The sequence below is a fragment of the Acinetobacter tandoii genome, assembly GCF_008867985.1.
Classification (GTDB): domain Bacteria; phylum Pseudomonadota; class Gammaproteobacteria; order Pseudomonadales; family Moraxellaceae; genus Acinetobacter; species Acinetobacter tandoii.
In genome coordinates this window covers 18,427-36,047 of record NZ_VXLD01000013.1, presented here as the reverse complement: position 1 = coordinate 36,047, position 17,621 = coordinate 18,427, and the positions used below count along the sequence as shown (strand labels likewise).

Below are 17,621 nucleotides of genomic sequence, written 5' to 3'. Positions count from 1 at the left end.
CTGGAGTAGGTAGTGCTATCATTAAGCAATTGGATAGATAGAGACCCTAAGCATTTTGAATATCTTCATCGTGTGATGGGATATGCAATGCTATCTCTACTTTTAGTTGTTTATCACTACACATCCCCAGAAACCAAGTATCAAATTTATGTCCCAATTCTGCTTGGAGTTGTGGCATTAATTCTTCCTAAACTTTCGAATTGGTTGGAATTTAAGTTTGGTTACCATGCTAAACGAAATACATTATTTGCGATTGATGTTGTAGTCATAGCAATTATGTTGTCGGCAGTGCATTTAAGTTTGGTGCTGACTTTTACAGCAATTTTTGCAATTTTATTTTCATCTATAAATACAAAAGTCTCTTTTTTCTCTGCCATGCTCACTTGTGTATTTGGTGTAGCTGTTTTTTACTTTAGTAATATTTTTATTTTCGGTTTCGGTGAGTATTTCGAACATACATCGTCAGAACTGACAGTTCTTTCATTTTTATGTTTAATCACCTATTTTGGCGTTGGAATTATTTATCAAAGCCGTCGCATTCGCTATATCCATACCAAGCGTGAATATTATTATAATCAGATGAACCGCTATATGGAGTTCGCAAACCAACTCAGTCGTTATGCACCACTACAGCTTTGGCAATCGATTATGAAAGGAGAGTCGGAAGCCAAAATTGAATATAAACGTAAAAAAATGACAGTTTTTTTTTCCGATATTCAAGGTTTTACCGAGCTGTCTGAAACATTAATTCCAGATGATCTTGCCTACTTACTCAATGATTATTTAAGTCACATGACCGAAATTGCTAAGCAATATGAAGGTACTGTTGATAAATTTATGGGCGATGCTATTTTAATTTTCTTTGGTGATCCTAATACGCAAGGTGTTGAGCAAGATGCGAAAACCTGTGTAGAAATGGCGATGGTCATGCGCCAGCAAATGAAGTTGCTTCGTGAGCGTTGGATTAAAATGGGTTATCCGCCATTGCATATCCGCATGGGAATTAGTACAGGATATTGCCACGTTGGGAATTATGGTGCTGCACATCGTATGGCTTATACAATTGTGGGGCGTGATGCGAACTTGGCAGCTCGCTTACAAAGTGCAGCAGCGGTCGATGAAATCTTAATTTCGGATGATACTTATAGTCTGATTAAAAATGACTATTTATGTGCGCCCAAATCACCAATTTACTTGAAGGGAATTCAGGGGCCTGTTCGTACTTGGCAGGTGATGGAAAAGTATACTTCTCAAAAAACAGATTATCAACGTTGGTTTGATTATGAATATAAAGGTTTTCACTTATTGTTGAACTTAGATGAAGTGCAAAACTTTGAGTATCCAGAGTTGATCACAGTGTTAGATAAAATGATTAAGCGCATTCAAACTCAGCAAAAATTAACCAACTCCCAGGGTATTGTGAAGTTAAAACTTGAAGACGAAGTCATTCAGCCTATTGAAAATACGCATATTCATTAAATTAAGTTAATACCAAATTGCTGCCATTTTCTATAAGTAAGAAATTGAACAATAAAAAACCACGCATTAGCGTGGTTTTTTACACAGAAATAGATTAGTGATTTTCTGATGCATGGTTGATGGTGTATTTAGGAATTTCAATTTCTAAATCTTCATCTACAATTTCAACTTGGCATGAAAGACGTGAATCAGGTTCTAATCCCCAAGCACGATCCAACAGATCAGCTTCAACATCATTCATTTCTTCGAGACTATCAAAACCTTTGCGTACAATCACATGGCAAGTCGTACATGCACAAGACATGTCACATGCATGTTCAATTTTGATGTTATTTTTTAATAGGCTTTCACATAAGTTTGCATTTTGCTCTACTTCAAACTCAGCACCTTCTGGGCAGAATTGCGCATGTGGAAGTACTTTAATACGTGGCATAATCTTTACCTTAATTAGTTTGAGTTTGACCAGTCTTCGAGTTTAGTGCCTTTTAATGCAGCATCAATATGTTGATTCATACGTAATGCGGCAAAATTATCACTGTGTATTTTAAGCTGTTCGATTGATTGTTCAATAGCTTTGATATCATCACTTTTTAGCTGAGTCTCTAGTTGAGCCTTAGCAGTATTTAGCTGGTCAAGCTGTTCAGTACTTAAAAGATGGGTATCAACTTTTAGGGCTTGCACTAATGCTTCAAGTTCACGCTGTGCTTCAACTTTGGTTTCTTGAAGATGACGAAGATTTTTGTCTTCTTCGGCATATTTAAAACCATCAAGTAATAGTCGTTCGGTATCTGCTTCTGATAAACCGTAAGATGGCTTGATATCAATTTGCGCGTGTACACCAGATGTGGTTTCTTTTGCAGCCACTGTGAGTAAACCATCAGCATCGACTTGGAAGGTCACCTCAATGCGAGCTTGTCCTGCGGTCATCGGTGGGATGCCGTGTAGCACAAAACGACCTAAGCTACGACAATGTTCAACGAGATCGCGTTCGCCCTGCACCACATGAATTAACATGGCTGTTTGACCATCTTGATATGTAGTGAATTCTTGACGGCGTGCAACAGGAATAGCAGTATTTCGAGAAATTAGGCGTTCAACTAAGCCCCCCATGGTTTCTAAGCCAAGAGAAAGAGGGGTAACGTCTAAAAGCAATGAGCCATCAGTCGAATTGCCAATTAATTGATTGGCGGTAATAGATGCACCAATTGCGACTACTTCATCTGGATTGATAGTGCATAGTGGCTCTTGGTTGAATACAGTTTGAACCGCTTTTTGAACCGCGTAAGAACGTGTAGAGCCACCCACTAAAACAACATTTTGAATGTCATCAAGTTCTAATTTCGCATCGCGCATGACGCGTTTACAAACACTGATGGTTTTATCTAGTGCAACTTGAATGATCGATTCAAAAGTAGGGCGATCAAGCTGTAACGATTGATCAAGAAGTTTGAGTTCAACTTCATTAACATTAGATAATGCTTCTTTTGCCTTACGAGCAGCGACAACGAAATGTGCATATTCAGCATCATCAAGAAGTTCGATGTTTAATTGTTTTTTTGCCCATTTCACAATCAGACGATCAAGATCATCACCACCTAATGCTGTGTGTCCACCTGTTGCTAAAACTTCGAATACACCTTGTGAAAAACGAAGGATAGAAACGTCAAATGTGCCACCACCTAGATCATAGATCACATAGTTACGATCTGTTGCTAAATTGGTTTCTTGATCCAAACCGTAAGCAACGGCCGCAGCTGTTGGTTCATTCAATAAACGAAGAACATTTAAGCCTGCAAGTTGGGCAGCATCACGTGTTGCTTGGCGTTGAGCTTCATCAAAATAAGCAGGAACCGTGATAACAGCACCATTAACTGGATTTTTAAGACTTTCTTCAGCAAGGTCTTTCAGTTTTTTTAAAATTTCTGCGGAAATTTCAACAGGTGTTTTGCGACCTTGTGCAGTTTCAAATGCAGGCATTTGATGATCTTCACCCACAAGTGTGTAGGGGTGTTGAAATTTAATGTCAGCTTTAGAACGTCCCATAAACCGTTTAACAGAAACTATAGTATTTTTAGGATCTGTGGTAATAAAAGGTTTTGCATCGTCACCATAATGGGCTTGATGTGGAGTGTAATGAACGATTGAAGGAAGTAACACTCGACCTTGTTCATCGTTAAGAACTTTGGCTTTTCCTGAAAGCACAGTTGCGACTAAAGAGTGGGTTGTGCCTAAATCAATTCCAATCGCGATACGGTGTTCATGAGGTGCACTTGATTGCCCCGGTTCTGCAATTTGCAAGAGTGCCATGCGTTACATCCTTTGAGCAGCAAAATTTAAAAAATTAGAAATCATCATCAAGATCGAAACTATCATCATCCAAGAAACGATCTTCAGCTTTGTCGATATCGAGCATGACTTTTTGAAAGAAACGTAATTTTCTGACGGTGTCACGTGCTTCAGCCCAATCTTCATCCGTGTAATCGATTTTGAACTCGCGAACTAAGCCGTCAATCCATTGCGAAACCTCTTTTTTTAGCGAGATAAGATCTTCGGTCGAAGATGCTTCATCAAGCTGTTCACGTATTTCTAGCGCAGATTGAAGGAATTCAAAATCATTAATTGATTGATCTAAATGATGATCTTGTTTTTTGAGAGCTAACAAATAACCAGCACGGCTATCGATATGAGATAAAACTTTAAATGCTTGATTGATTTCGCTTGATTTAATCAAGGCTTGATCTTTATCTTCAGCTTTATCAGGGTGATATTGTTGCTGCAGTTTTAAAAATTCGCTTTTTAAACTTGCTAAATCAATATCGAGCGCTACTGGAAGGTTAAACAACTCAAAATGATTCATGGAAGATGGAATCCGCAATAATTTCATGTAAATAAATAGAATTAAAACAGTGTAAAGACACTGTTTTAAAAAAGAAAGGCAATAGGGCTATTAAACAGTGAAAGATTCACCGCAACCACATTCACCTTTTTTATTCGGGTTGTTAAACTCGAAGCCTTCGTTGAGACCATTTTTCACGTAGTCCATTTCCATACCATCGAGATAGACTAAACTTTTTGGATCTACAAAGACTTTAACACCGAACTGTACAAACATTTCATCATGTGCATCAACTTCGTCAACGAATTCGAGTACATATGCTAAGCCTGAACAGCCAGAAGTTTTCACGCCAACGCGAATACCTTCACCCTTACCGCGATTCTTTAAGTAATTGCTGATATGAGTTGCAGCATTTTCAGTTAAATTGATCATGAAAACTCCGTTATTCTTTCACTGATTTTGAAACAATTAAGCTTTAGTCTGCTTGTTGCGATAGTCTTCAACAGCAGCTTTAATTGCATCTTCTGCAAGTACAGAGCAGTGAACTTTCACTGGTGGAAGTGCAAGCTCAGTTGCAATATCAATGTTTTTAATAGCTTGTGCTTGGTCTAAGGTTTTGCCTTTTAACCACTCAGTCACTAACGAACTTGATGCAATTGCAGAGCCGCAACCATAAGTTTTAAAGCGAGCTTCTTCAATTACACCTTCGTCGTTAACTTGGATTTGAAGACGCATAACGTCACCACAAGCTGGCGCGCCAACCATACCAGTACCAACATTTTCAGCGTTTTTATCTAAAACACCTACATTACGAGGGTTTTCGTAATGATCAATTACTTTTTCACTATATGCCATGATGCTTCTCCAAACCTCGGGGTCAGCGTTAATATTAATATGGGGTTAAATTCGGTTTAATCAATGAGATCATACGAAATGGTCTCATTGAAAGCAGAGAATTAGTGTTCAGCCCATTCGACTGTAGAAAGGTCAATACCTTCTTTATACATATCCCAAAGCGGAGAAAGTTCACGTAACTTATCAACAGCTGCTCGGGTCACGCTTAACACATGATCAATGTCTTCTTCTGTGGTGTATTTACCAAAGCTGAAACGAATTGAACTGTGAGCCAACTCATCAGAAAGACCTAATGCACGAAGTACATAAGATGGTTCTAAAGTTGCAGATGTACATGCCGAACCAGAAGAAACGGCAGCATCTTTGAGGGACATCATTAATGATTCACCTTCAACAAAGTTGAAGCTGACATTGAGATAGTTTGCAACGTTTTGAGTTGGGTGACCATTAAGGAATACCTGCTCAAGATCTTGTAAACCATTCCAAAGTTTGTCACGTAGTGCGCGTAAGCGAGTTTGTTCAGCAGTCAAGTTTTTGCCTGCTAGTTCAAATGCTTCACCCATACCTACGATTTGGTGTGTTGGTAAAGTACCAGAACGCATACCACGCTCATGCCCACCACCGTGCATTTGTGCTTTTAAGCGTACACGAGGGCTACGACGAACAAACAATGCGCCAATGCCTTTAGGGCCGTAGATTTTGTGAGCAGAGAAACTCATTAAGTCTACTTTTAAAGTAGAAAGATCAATTTCAACTTTACCCGCAGCTTGCGCAGCATCGACATGGAAGAAGATTTTGTTGGCGCGAGTAATTTCACCGATTGCAGCAACATCAGTCACAGTACCAATTTCGTTGTTTACCATCATGAGGGAAACAAGAATAGTATCTGGACGAATTGCAGCTTGAACCATTTCAGGGGTAATTAAACCTGTTTGTGGTAAAGGCTCAAGGTAAGTAATTTCAAAACCTTCCGACTCTAATTCGCGGCAAGTATCTAAAATTGCTTTATGTTCGATTTTACTGGTAATGATATGCTTACCTTTAGAAGCATAAAATTGAGCTACACCTTTTAATGCTAGGTTGTCAGACTCAGTTGCACCAGAAGTCCACACGATTTCACGTGGGTCTGCTTTAATTAAATTCGCAACTTGTTCGCGTGCGTATTCAACTTTCTCTTCAGCTTGCCAACCATATGCATGTGAGCGAGAAGCTGGGTTGCCAAAAGTACCTTCGAAAGTTAAACATTCCATCATGCGTTCTGCAACTTGAGGGTCTACAGGAGTGGTTGCTGCATAATCAAGATAAATCGGACGTTTCATTTCAAATACTACCTGTAACCGATAAAAGGGCTGAATCAAATGATGCTGTATTTTGACGAATGGCAACGGTTTGTACGTTGTCGCGGGCTACAAGATCAGCAAGTGTGATTTTAGCGAGATAATCGGCAATGTGGTGAGAGAGTTCTTGCCATAAATCATGTGTTAAACACATTGCACCATTTTGACAGTTGCCTTTATGGTCACAACGTGTTGCATCTACAGTTTCATTTACAGCTTCAATAATTTCTAACACAGTGATGTCTTCAGCGCTACGAGCAAGGTGATATCCACCATTCGCACCACGAACGCTAGAAACTAATCCATGACGTTTTAGCTTGGCAAAAAGTTGTTCAAGATACGCAACGGAAATAGTTTGGCGAGCTGCAATTTCGGCTAGAGTGATCGTTTGTTCAGTAGGCTGCAAAGCTAGATCAAGTAGAGCAGTCACCGCGTAGCGACCGCGAGTTGTTAAGCGCATGATTCGATACACATGTTTAGACTAGATGTGTAGATTCTATGAATCCTGACTAAAATAGTCAAGTTTTTTTAAGACCATTTATTTTGTTTTAATTAATAGTAAAAATAGTAATTTATGAGAGCCAAACATTATACACAAATAAAGTAATAAGAAGTACTGTGGTTACAAAAAAGGCAGCATTAATACGCTTTTGCTTTTGTTCTAGGCGGCGGATGCGATTTTTATATTGTTTTACCTCGACTTGAAGCGAATTTATTTTAGAGCGTTGTTGGTCAATTTTCTCTAAAAGTGGTGCAACACGTTTATTGGAGGAGGTAATATTCTTTTCATCATCAACAGGTTGTAGGAACCACTGTTTCCAGTCAGCAAGTACTTTAGGGGCGCTAAAAAGCAATACTAAATCACGAAACTCATCTTTTAGTACAATATCACCATCTATACGCATCGTTTTAATACTGCGTCGATTTGCAAAGACAAAAATTTTGACGAGATCCATAAGTGTGGTTCTTACGTCAAGATCTACTGGTTTCTCAGGTGCTTTGGTATCAAATAGGATGCCATGCTCATTAAATTGCACATAAAAGTCGAAATAGGGAACATAGCTATTAATTTTGATCGCAACTTTCTGTTCAATAAATTTTTTAGCTTGTAATGCAACAACAGGATCGCGTTTAACAATAAAAGTAAAAATCGTTTCTAAAACAATCATGGATGTTGTCAGCAACAAATGTGGTTGATTTTGTCTTTGTTGCGAATCGCTCATAAAACCTAATCCTTGCGGGTAAACAAATTGTCCTATCTCATTGTATATATTTGAGGACTGAAATTAATTGCATATTAAACCTGCTTTGTAGAACAGTTTTGCAAATCGATCAAGTGTTAAGTTTGCTATTATGAGTTTATTTATACGGTTGTTGTGTGAATGGGACAGAAAATAAGCTGGAGTAGCTCGAATGAATAAAACGACAAAAACAGAGAATAATGAAGATGGAGTTTCGGCATTGGATGATATGCAAAGAGAGCGTATCCGTCATCGATCAAAAGCTGGGCTGGATTTTAGAAAATATACCAAACAGATTTGGCTGGCAGGTTTGGGGGCTTTTTCAAGAGCGGAAGAAGAGGGAAATAAGCTATTTGACTCTTTGGTTAAAGTTGGTGAAGAGCTTGAGTCCAAAACAACGGAAATTGCTGACCAAACGGTCGAAAAAGTTTCAGAGAAAGCTAAAGAGTCAGTCGTTGATACTAAAGACAAAGTGGAGAAGCTGATTGATCATAGTGTGCATCATTCTTTAAATCGGATCGGTCTGGTTACCGTAAAAGATATTCAACATTTGGAGAGCTTGATTTTACAATTGCATAGTAAGGTTGATGCTTTGATTATAGAAAATGAACAACTGAAAGCAAAAATTGATAAAAAATGACAGATTTCGGAAGTTTGCTATTTTTTCCAAGTAAATTTGCGATTAAATTTGTAGAAAAGCTCAAGAGGAGTATTGCGTTCTCCCCTAAAGCATTGCTATAAAGGCGTTATGGTAATTTAAACTATATCCTTGAACCTTAAATAAACGATATTAGAGGACTTCATCTTCATGAATAAATCAGAATTAATTGATGCAATTGCAGAAAAAGGGGGATTGTCTAAGACTGACGCAGGTAAAGCCTTAGACGCGACAATTGCTTCAATCACAGAAGCACTTAAATCTGGTGATACAGTTACGCTTGTTGGCTTCGGTACTTTCAATGTGAAAGAACGTGCTGCTCGTACTGGTCGTAACCCACAAACTGGTGCGACTCTTGAAATTAAAGCTAGCAAAGTTCCTAGCTTTAAAGCAGGTAAAGGTTTAAAAGATTCTGTAGCTTAATCTTTTAACGATTTACCAAACGCGCCTCCTTGGCGCGTTTTTTATTAATAATGCTGATTTGATGTCTAAACGCATTCATTCATATCAGGTTTTCGGGTAAAATGCGGCACAAATAAAATATTGGAATACTTATGGAATCTTTTCGTAAAGTTATTAAGGGCTGGTTGGGCAAAGTTTTGCTCATTTTGTTTTTGACCCCTTTAGCACTTGTAGGTATTGAAGGATATTTTAGTAGTGGTAGTTCTAAGGACACTGCAAAAACAGTGAATGGGCAAGAAATTAGCAATAAAGAGCTGGAAAACGCGACGAAGTCGTATAGTCAGCAGTACTTATCTTATGTAAATGGTGATGAAACATTGTTGAATCAGTCTTTTATTAAAGATAAAGCTTTAGAATCATTGATTGCACGTAACTTATTATTACAACAAGCAGAAAAATTAGGCATTTCATTGAGCGATGCTCAAATTGAGCAAATGATTGCACAACAACCAAGCTTGCAAGAAAACGGCAAGTTTTCTGAAGCGCTTTATGCGAATTATTTAAAATCAGTGGGTTTAACAAGCCAGGCATTGATTGAAAATTTACGTCAAGATCATGCTTTGAAGATGATGTCGTCAATGGTGATGGATTATGCCTTGGTAAGTAAGGTTGATATTCAGCAAATTGCGAATTTGCAAACTGAGCAACGTACTATTCATTTGGCAAGTATCAAACTTGATGATTATAAAAAAGGCATTCAAGTTAGTCAGCAAGAAGTTTCTGATTATTATAACAAGCATAAAAATGCATTTAGACAAGTTGCAAGTGTTGATGTCGATTTTGTGGTGCTTAGCCCAGCGAATTTACCTGCGGTAAATGCTCAGGTTACGGATGCAGAATTGCAACAAGCTTATGCAAAATTTGTTGAATCTCAAAAGTCTACAGTTAAGCCTTCAGTGAAGCATATTCTTATTACGGCTGATTCGCGCTCAGATGCTGATGCGAAGAAATTAGCTGATAGTGTGGCTGCACAAATTAAAGCAGGTATGAGTTTTGCTGATGCTGCTCAAAAGTATTCTGATGACACTGACTCAAAATCAAAAGGTGGGGTTCTTGCTGCCTATGATAAAGGTGTCTTTGGAGATGCATTTGATAAAGCTGTTGCGTCTTTAAAATCAGGTCAGGTTTCAGCGCCAGTGAAAACCCAATACGGTTATCACATTATTTCTGCTGAAGCGCCAGCAATTAAGTTGCCATCTTTTGAAGCTGAAAAACCACGTTTAATTGCTGAAGTACAAAAAGCGAAAACGGCAAATGCATTCTCTGATACCGTAAATAACTTGAATGAAATGGTAGTGGGTAGTGATGCACTCGATACCGTAGCTCAAGAAGTTAAAGGAGTGCAGGTTCAATCAATTAAAGGTTTAACTTTAGGCATGCAGCATCCAGTTTTAAGCGAAGCAAATGTAAAAGCTAAACTATTTAATGATGATGTGAAAAGTGGTGACCGTAATGCTTCAAGTAACATCCAATTAGCTAATGGCGATGTTGTTTGGGTAAAAGTACGTGATTATCATGCAGCTGGCGAACAAACACTAGCTGAAGCAAGCGCGCGCGTGAAAGCAAAATTGATTGAGTTGAAAGCTACGGCTGCGGCTAAAGCAAAAATTCAAAAAGCATTGGATGAATTTAAAACTCAACCAGCTGCAACAGTAATTGCTAAAAATCAATTAAGTTTTGAAGATGCGGGTGTGTTTACGCGCTCACAAGGTTTAAAACGCCAGATTGAACGTGCGGCATTCAGTGTTCCAGCACCTAAAGCAGGCATGTGGTCAGTAACAACAGCGTCATTACCAAATGAGTTTGTTGTGGTTGCAATTTCTAATGTGAACAAAACTGCTGCAAATGCTCTGACACCAGAACAGTTGGCAGAATTGACGAAGCTTTATCAACAACTTCGTGGTCAGCAAGAACTTGATGACTATACTCAATATTTAAAGAGCCAAGCGAAAATTAAATAGACGACAGTAATAAAAAAACCAGCCTAGGCTGGTTTTTTTATGCTTATAAGATTATTCAGCTCGAAGAATAATTTCATAGCCTGTATATTTACGAATGTTAATCACACCTGTATCGAGCAGTAAGTATTGACCTTTAATCCCCTGTAATTTCCCTCGGATGATTGGAGTCTTATCTAGATTGTGTGACTTAATCTTTTCAGGGTAATGTTCGACAGGATAAATGAACTCACGAGGTTGTTCATTTTCCAGAAGTTCAACGCTTTCGTTAAATTCAAGATTTTGGCTAAATTCATCACGAATGGTTTGAATTTTAGGTGCAAATTCTTCTATCAGTTGTTCACGTACTTCAAGTAAGTTGATAGGTTCAGCTTCACCTTTAAGAAGTTTACGCCAGTCAGTTTTATCAGCAACTTGAGTCCCAAACATGATTTCGAGTTGACCCGATAAGCGACGAGAACCCACTTTCATAATTGGAAGAGCCTGAGTAGCACCTTGGTCTAACCAACGTGTAGGCATTTGTCCAAGACGGGTAATTCCAACTTTTAATGCACTCGAATTAGCCAAATAAACGATATGCGGTTGAAAACATACTTCATGCGCGAAACTATCTTCACGGCATGTACCTAAATGATAGTGGCAGGTTTCTGGTTTCATAATGCACATGTCGCAAGATGCTTTGGTTTTAAAACATTTAAAACAATGCCCTTGAGAATAAGACTTCGGTGTTTTACTGCCACAAGAAATACAGTAAATATTTCCAGTCCACTCCAACTCGATTTCTTGACCTAAACTGAATGGAAGCTCAATTTCTGCGCGATCTAAGATAAATTTATATTCAACATTTGCCTTGCGAGTCTGTTGATCAGTTACACTAAGGTCTTTGAGACCTGCTTGCATTTTATGACAAATGCCTTGTAGTTCCATGAAAAGCTCACTCAATATTAAGGATGCAATTATGGCTGAACAGAATGTCATCACTTCTATGCTAGACGATTTATCTCAGGAACAGCCTATTCAAACTGCATTGTGTATTGGCCAAAATTTAGAACAATATGACCAGAATCAATCAATTCGTTGGGCCTATTTTAACGTAACTGAGTTGCTAAGTCTGCCTTTTACTCAGCGGTATGATTTGGGTTTTGTTGTGTTGGATAACACTGAGATGAGTAGCTTATCAGATGTGACCAAGGCGCAATTTTTAGTGAAGCTACGGGATTTAATGGCGAAAAAGTTGGTTGTGGTCGCGACAGAGCAAGATAATAAATTAATGCGCTCGCTTGGTTTTACCCAACTTATTGAAAAGTCAGCACAGGGTAATGATTTGGCAATCTGGCAATTCAATATTCTAAATTACAAACATGTCCCAGATTGGTTTAACTCTAAATACTGGGCGAATCCTGAGAACTGGAATAAATTTCGCTGGTAATTTTTCCGTTTGGGGAATAATTATAAAAATGAGTTTGTACTTTTTTAAGTTTGTACAAGCTCATTATTTATTTTGCCAATGAGCATTTTCATCTTTTATAATAAGCTGCTTTCTTTTTTGACATTTGTCACACATCTTCCTGATATGATGCCTTTACTTACTGATTCCTTGCAAAATCAGCCTTTTTCTATTTTTCTTGAATACTTGCCGACTAAACACGCACAACTTGTGCCATCGTGCATAGCTGGCTATCCAGTAACCATGACGATTGCTGATCGTGTACGTAGTGATGATGATCCTGAGCCATTAGCAATTGCCCAAAATTATGCTGCTGAGATTCCAAAAATTTTACATTTTTCTGGTAAAGGGCGAGACATAGCAGATTTTAATGAATTTATTCGGGCGATACAGGAGCAAGGATATTCTAATGTATTGTTACTGACAGGTGATAAGTTAAAGCATCATCAAGATGGTCAAGATGTAAATTTGCCACGGACGCGTTATTTAGAATCTGTAAATGCTGTAATGCAGGCCAAAAAGCTTGCGCCTCAAATAAAAGTTGGGGTGGCGCTGAATCCATTTAAATATACAAAAGCTGAGCACGATGCTCAATATTTTAAATTAGATAAGAAAGTACAGGCTGGGGCAGACTATGTTGTCACGCAGTTAGGCTTTGATTTGGACGCGTTAAAAGAAGCTAAGCAATATTTAGATAAACTGCCCTCATGTTTGGATTTATTTGCCTGCGTCATGCCATTAACAGCGGCGCGAGCCGAATTCATGGTTAAGCATAAAGTTGCAGGTATTGTTTTGACTCCGCATCTTTTACAGTTGCTTAAACACGAGCAAAGTATAGATGCAGCCATTGCAGAACAAAATGTTTATGCACGTTGTGCTTTGCAGATTTTAATCTGTCGTTTTTGGGGATTTGCTGGAGTGCATTTATCTGCCTGTCATAAGGCCGAAGAGCAAAAAAAATTAGAACAGGCGCTTGAGCGTTTTCAGGATTTTAGTTTTGAGCGGTGCATCCAGATTTGGAGTGAACTGCATCAATTGAAATCGGGTGATGAGCTTAAGCCTAAACCTGATGTATTTCAAAAGAAAGTGTCTTCAGAGCAAATGCTCAAATATAAAAGTATGCAGTTCATGCATGATTCAATGTTTGATTCCAAGATTGCGAGGAACGTAGGACGCAAACTTTTTAATCTTAAGCTTTGGTCGGGGCATTTTGCTAATAAATTACTTATAAAGTCTGAATACTTGTCTAAACATGGTGTTGTAGGTTGTGAAAGTTGCGGTCAATGTCGTCTAGCGGACACCTTATATATTTGCCCTGAAACTTGTCCAAAAGGCTTAGCGAATGGTCCTTGTGGTGGAACTACTTTAGACCAGTGTGAATTTGGAGATCGCGAATGTATTCACTCGGTTAAAGCGCGTTTGGCAGAGCAGACTAACCAAATAGCGATATTAAAAGAACGCTTAATTGACACAGTGCCTATAGAATTACGCGGCACAAGTTCTTGGGTGAATTGGTTTAATCCCAAATAAAAAACACGCCTAAGCGTGTTTTTTATGAAATTGGTGAGGATTAGAAATTGTATTCCATACCTGTACCAATGACAGTGCGCTTGTCGTCATCACTTAACCAATCACGTTTTTGTTGTGCTACGATGCCGTAGAAACGTGCTTGCTTGTTAATTTTGTAGTCTAAACCGATGCCATACTGGTCAATAGTACGATCATCATGACCATCACGTGCAGTTTTTGCTGATTGGTATTGTCCTTTTACAGCAAAAGGAGTGTTACCAATTTTGTAAGTAACAGCAGCAATCCACGAATCTTCTTCTAGACCTTTGTAGTTAGCTAGAATCGCTTGACCGTTTGTATCTTTTTTACCAGTGTCATAAGCAGTTAAGTCGTCTTTTGGTTCAGCATGTTGCCACAAACCGCCAAGTACCAGACCTTTCACACCAATTGAAGCGAAGTCATAAGAACCTGTTACGCGGTAAGCATCAGAGTAAATATCTTTTAAGCTATATGCATTGTATTTACCTTGAATGCCAGAGTTACCAGCAACTGCTAGGGCTAGACCTAAATCTTTATTTTCATAGTTTAATGAAGCTGAAACAGCATCACCAAAGCCATCACGTTTATCATTATTGCCAGTTGTTCCCGCTACTACGCTAGAAGAACTTTCACCTTGTTGGAACATTACATTGAATGATAAGCCAGCAAGTAATTTAGGGTCAGATTCAAAACCAACGACGTTGTTTGAGCGCTCTTCACCATACATGGTATTGGTAATATCTAAAATTGTGTGGTCGTTGAAGATATCTTGATTGTTACCAGCAGCTGTTTTGAAGTAAGAGTCAAATTTACCTACTTTTAGTGCACCAATACCATCACTTTTTAAACCAATGAAGCGGTTACGCGCACTGAGGTCTGTATCTGAACCAGAACCATCAGTTGCGATTGCCCATTCAGCTAAATAGATTGCAGATAATTTTTCTGTTAGCTTTTCTTCACCTTTAATACCAAAGCGAGAAGCATTAGAGTTGATTTCAGTTACATCACTCTTGCCATCAAAACTTTTGTTATCAACATTGTCGATCGATACGTTTAGTTTACCGTACAATGTTGGCGCTGCCTGTGCTGCGTTTAAGCTTAAAGTTGTCACTGCTGCAGCAAGTAGCAATTTTTTCATTGAGATTTCTCCAAAACACGATTTTTATGGCAAGTGCCTACAAACTCTTATTTTTAGCTCGCTTCTGTACAATTCGTTACATAGCTCACCAACTTGCTATGCAGTATCTGTAAACTTTGTGACAGCAAAGTGAAAACTAAATGACAGTTTGATGACGCGATGTGATTGGATAACGCTCAGTTTTTATTTTATTTTTTGCCTTAAATGAAAAAAGGAGCCAACGGGCTCCATTTAATCTGTAGCTTATCAACTTAAGATTCTAAAGCAGCTTTAATTTTTTCAGCTTGAGCTTTAATCTTTTCTTGATCACCCATTTGTGCAGCGTGCTTGCCTAGATGATGCACGTTGGTCGGAATGAGATGGAAATGGACATGCGGAACAGTTTGTCCAGCAGGTGCTCCACTTAATTGCATTAAGATAATGCCATCTACACCCAGTGCTTTTTCAATTGCACGTGCAATTTTTTGTGTGACCTGAATGGTATAGGCGGCAGCTTCGGCAGGAAGATCAAGTAAGCTTATAGCTGGAGTTTTAGGAATGACTAGGGTGTGGCCTTCAGCTTGCGGCATGATATCCATAAAAGCTAGAACCTGATCATCTTCATAGACTTTAATTGCAGGAAGCTCTCCACGAAGAATTCTTGCAAAAATATTTTGATCATCGTAAGCCATAATTATTCCTTTAACAGTCTCCATTTAAGGAGAAGCTTGGTGGTTATTTACAATTTAATTCTTTCTGACGAGCTTTGATTTCGTCAAGACGTTGCTGCTCTTTGTCTGAAAATTTAGGTTTGGTAGTATAGCAATTGTCATTACCAAACTTTGCTTTTGCTTCAGGGTCTTTAAAACAGAAACCTTTAGATGCATAGATGACATCATGATCATTCTTGAGTTTTTGACACTCTTGCTCTGGCGTAGCAGCCAAAGTATTTGCACCAATAAGGGTAGATAGACCAGCAAGACAAGCAATAAGCAACTTACTCATAAGAGTTTCCTCACGGTTTGTAACAGTATATGTTTAATACCTTATTACAATATTGGGTTTAATTTGTCATCTTCAATGGCAATAAATTACTCTAGCGTACTTTTGCTTAACATGATAGGCAAAAGTTATATATATCAATAATTTTATAAAGTTAAATTGATAATAAAAATTTAACTCATTTAACTTTAATTGTTATTGTCTCTAGTTCAACGTTATGTTGGACTTTTTTGAATTTGTTATGGGGAATGACATGATTGAAAATTTTTATAAATATCTTGGGGCTTTACATGATGCCAGATTGTATGGATTCTTACTTGATTGGAATCCAGAATTATGGAAATTCGATGTTATTTTATATGTCCATATCTTCTCTGATTTTGATTGTGAATCGGAGCAATATTCGCTTGAGAAAGCCTTAGTGACATTTGAAAATGCTTCAATTGATAAATTCAGTATTACGAATGATTTAAGTTGCGGGCAATTTTACATAATTGATTACGAAGTTAAAGATCTAGGAAATGATAAGTATCAATTTGTTTTTGAATTTAACAAAACTGTACCAGAATTGGTTATCACGGCTGAAAATATGAGAATTACATCCTCTGGAGTTGTGGTAGAAAAGAATGAACAGCATCTGGCGACCAATTGGTCAAAATTATTTGATTAAAAGATTGCGGTATTAGCCAATTGGGTTATGTCTGATTTTGTTAAAATTATTAAAATAAAAACCCCCACTATATTAAGTAGGGGTTTTTTTATTAAATTTGAAATAAACTTTTGATTATAAAAAACCAAATCATTCCAATGTAATTTTGCTCCAAGATTCATATAATTTTACTGCACTAGAAAAATCACTTTCTGCAGGCGAAAGATCACTTGCTGCTTGTATGAGACTTTGTGTCAATGCAATTACAGGTGCTGAAAGTTTAGCATCACGGACCAAATCTAATGCTATTCCAGTATCCTTTGCTAACAATGGTAAAGCGAAGGTAAGAGGGAAGCTACGGTTTAAGACGCGTTGCGGTAATACGGTTTCAGTCACACCACTTTTACCACTAGAGGCATTAATACAATCTAGTGCTTCACCCAAATTTACACCATGTGCTTTCAAAGTGGTGAAGCCTTCGGCAACTGAGCAAAGATTGACAGCAAGAAGCATATTATTCACAGCTTTCACAGCGAAACCAGCACCTGAGTTACCTACATGCTTAATGAGTTTTCCAATCGCTTGCAAGGCAGGGAGAGCTTTTTCGAACGCTTCTGCATCACCACCGACCATAACGGTCAGTGTAGCATTTTCAGCGCCAATCGTTTGACCACTTACAGGAGCATCTAAGAAAGTCACTTGTTGTGTTTGTAAAGCTTCTGACAGATTTTTAGCAGACTCTGGTACACCACTTGTACAATCAATCCAGATACTGCCTGCTTTTAACGCTAATCCAGAAATAAGCGCTTCAACATCTTGGCTTGTTGGGAGGCAGGAGAAAATGATGTCTGCTTGAACTGCATCTTGTAAAGAAACGGCAAGGGTTCCATATTCAGTTGCATGTTGTTCGGCTTTGGAAAAATTACGATTCCAAACAAAAACGGTTTCAAAATGTTTAGGGAGATGAGCTGCCATACGATAACCCATAGCACCTAAACCGATAAAAGCAACTGAATGAATCATGATTTTTCC

General features: G+C 38.2%; 20 protein-coding genes. 7 read left to right on the top strand and 13 right to left on the bottom strand.

Annotated features, from left to right (window positions below):
• Positions 1-75: 75 nt before the first annotated feature.
• Positions 76-1,479: an adenylate/guanylate cyclase domain-containing protein gene (locus F4W09_RS14565; RefSeq protein WP_151505198.1), complete on the top strand. Its 1,404-nt coding sequence runs from the start codon at positions 76-78 to the stop codon at positions 1,477-1,479.
• A gap of 94 nt (positions 1,480-1,573) precedes the next feature.
• On the opposite strand, the gene fdx is transcribed toward F4W09_RS14565, so the two are convergent.
• The 8 genes from fdx to F4W09_RS14525 all read right to left on the bottom strand — a co-directional run bounded on the left by fdx (position 1,574) and on the right by F4W09_RS14525 (position 7,730).
• Positions 1,574-1,912, bottom strand: coding sequence for an ISC system 2Fe-2S type ferredoxin (gene fdx / locus F4W09_RS14560; protein WP_151505178.1), 339 nt, complete (start codon positions 1,910-1,912; stop codon positions 1,574-1,576).
• A gap of 14 nt (positions 1,913-1,926) precedes the next feature.
• Positions 1,927-3,786 (bottom strand): Fe-S protein assembly chaperone HscA, encoded by a 1,860-nt coding sequence (gene hscA / locus F4W09_RS14555; protein ID WP_151505177.1) that lies wholly within the window; start codon positions 3,784-3,786, stop codon positions 1,927-1,929.
• A gap of 34 nt (positions 3,787-3,820) precedes the next feature.
• Positions 3,821-4,336, bottom strand: a complete 516-nt coding sequence (gene hscB / locus F4W09_RS14550) for a Fe-S protein assembly co-chaperone HscB (protein ID WP_151505176.1) — start codon at positions 4,334-4,336, stop codon at positions 3,821-3,823.
• A 90-nt stretch (positions 4,337-4,426) separates the two neighbouring features.
• Positions 4,427-4,747, bottom strand: coding sequence for an iron-sulfur cluster assembly protein IscA (iscA, locus tag F4W09_RS14545; RefSeq protein ID WP_016166298.1), 321 nt, complete (start codon positions 4,745-4,747; stop codon positions 4,427-4,429).
• Between the two features lie 36 nt (positions 4,748-4,783).
• Positions 4,784-5,170 carry a Fe-S cluster assembly scaffold IscU gene (gene iscU, locus F4W09_RS14540; protein WP_016166297.1) on the bottom strand — a complete coding sequence of 129 codons (387 nt, stop codon included), beginning with the start codon at positions 5,168-5,170 and terminating at the stop codon, positions 4,784-4,786.
• Between the two features lie 101 nt (positions 5,171-5,271).
• Positions 5,272-6,489 carry an IscS subfamily cysteine desulfurase gene (locus F4W09_RS14535; protein WP_016166296.1) on the bottom strand — a complete coding sequence of 406 codons (1,218 nt, stop codon included), beginning with the start codon at positions 6,487-6,489 and terminating at the stop codon, positions 5,272-5,274.
• Between the two features lies 1 nt (position 6,490).
• Positions 6,491-6,967, bottom strand: coding sequence for an Rrf2 family transcriptional regulator (locus F4W09_RS14530; protein WP_016166295.1), 477 nt, complete (start codon positions 6,965-6,967; stop codon positions 6,491-6,493).
• Positions 6,968-7,079: 112 nt separating this feature from the next.
• A complete protein-coding gene (locus F4W09_RS14525) occupies positions 7,080-7,730 on the bottom strand; it encodes a hypothetical protein (RefSeq protein ID WP_044740447.1) in 651 nt (216 codons plus the stop codon).
• Between the two features lie 247 nt (positions 7,731-7,977).
• Between F4W09_RS14525 and F4W09_RS14520 the strand changes: the two genes are divergently transcribed.
• The 3 genes from F4W09_RS14520 to F4W09_RS14510 all read left to right on the top strand — a co-directional run bounded on the left by F4W09_RS14520 (position 7,978) and on the right by F4W09_RS14510 (position 10,829).
• On the top strand, positions 7,978-8,388 hold the full coding sequence (locus F4W09_RS14520) for a phasin family protein (RefSeq protein ID WP_243793466.1): 411 nt from the start codon (positions 7,978-7,980) through the stop codon (positions 8,386-8,388).
• A 168-nt stretch (positions 8,389-8,556) separates the two neighbouring features.
• Positions 8,557-8,829, top strand: coding sequence for a non-specific DNA-binding protein Hbs (locus tag F4W09_RS14515; RefSeq protein ID WP_004697018.1), 273 nt, complete (start codon positions 8,557-8,559; stop codon positions 8,827-8,829).
• A 131-nt stretch (positions 8,830-8,960) separates the two neighbouring features.
• On the top strand, positions 8,961-10,829 hold the full coding sequence (locus F4W09_RS14510; protein ID WP_151505174.1) for a SurA N-terminal domain-containing protein: 1,869 nt from the start codon (positions 8,961-8,963) through the stop codon (positions 10,827-10,829).
• A gap of 51 nt (positions 10,830-10,880) precedes the next feature.
• Here the strand turns inward: F4W09_RS14510 and F4W09_RS14505 are convergent, their stop codons facing one another.
• Complete coding sequence (locus tag F4W09_RS14505) at positions 10,881-11,753, bottom strand: DUF2797 domain-containing protein (RefSeq protein WP_151505173.1); 873 nt, start codon at positions 11,751-11,753, stop codon at positions 10,881-10,883.
• A 31-nt stretch (positions 11,754-11,784) separates the two neighbouring features.
• Between F4W09_RS14505 and F4W09_RS14500 the strand changes: the two genes are divergently transcribed.
• Both F4W09_RS14500 and F4W09_RS14495 read left to right on the top strand, forming a co-directional pair.
• Positions 11,785-12,255, top strand: coding sequence for a DUF6231 family protein (locus F4W09_RS14500; RefSeq protein ID WP_151505172.1), 471 nt, complete (start codon positions 11,785-11,787; stop codon positions 12,253-12,255).
• 147 nt (positions 12,256-12,402) lie between these two features.
• The gene (locus F4W09_RS14495) at positions 12,403-13,803 is read left to right on the top strand and encodes a methylenetetrahydrofolate reductase C-terminal domain-containing protein (RefSeq protein WP_151505197.1); all 1,401 of its coding nucleotides are present in this window, start codon (positions 12,403-12,405) and stop codon (positions 13,801-13,803) included.
• A gap of 40 nt (positions 13,804-13,843) precedes the next feature.
• Here the strand turns inward: F4W09_RS14495 and F4W09_RS14490 are convergent, their stop codons facing one another.
• From F4W09_RS14490 to F4W09_RS14480, 3 genes are all read right to left on the bottom strand, one after another.
• Positions 13,844-14,959 carry a porin gene (locus F4W09_RS14490; RefSeq protein WP_104442056.1) on the bottom strand — a complete coding sequence of 372 codons (1,116 nt, stop codon included), beginning with the start codon at positions 14,957-14,959 and terminating at the stop codon, positions 13,844-13,846.
• Between the two features lie 251 nt (positions 14,960-15,210).
• A complete protein-coding gene (locus F4W09_RS14485; RefSeq protein WP_104442057.1) occupies positions 15,211-15,630 on the bottom strand; it encodes an HIT family protein in 420 nt (139 codons plus the stop codon).
• 43 nt (positions 15,631-15,673) lie between these two features.
• Entirely contained in the window at positions 15,674-15,943 is a 270-nt protein-coding gene (locus F4W09_RS14480) for a YARHG domain-containing protein (RefSeq protein WP_016166286.1), read from the bottom strand.
• Between the two features lie 250 nt (positions 15,944-16,193).
• Between F4W09_RS14480 and F4W09_RS14475 the strand changes: the two genes are divergently transcribed.
• Positions 16,194-16,610: a hypothetical protein gene (locus F4W09_RS14475; RefSeq protein ID WP_151505171.1), complete on the top strand. Its 417-nt coding sequence runs from the start codon at positions 16,194-16,196 to the stop codon at positions 16,608-16,610.
• Positions 16,611-16,739: 129 nt separating this feature from the next.
• Here the strand turns inward: F4W09_RS14475 and F4W09_RS14470 are convergent, their stop codons facing one another.
• Positions 16,740-17,612: an NAD(P)-dependent oxidoreductase gene (locus F4W09_RS14470; RefSeq protein ID WP_151505170.1), complete on the bottom strand. Its 873-nt coding sequence runs from the start codon at positions 17,610-17,612 to the stop codon at positions 16,740-16,742.
• Positions 17,613-17,621: the final 9 nt, after the last annotated feature.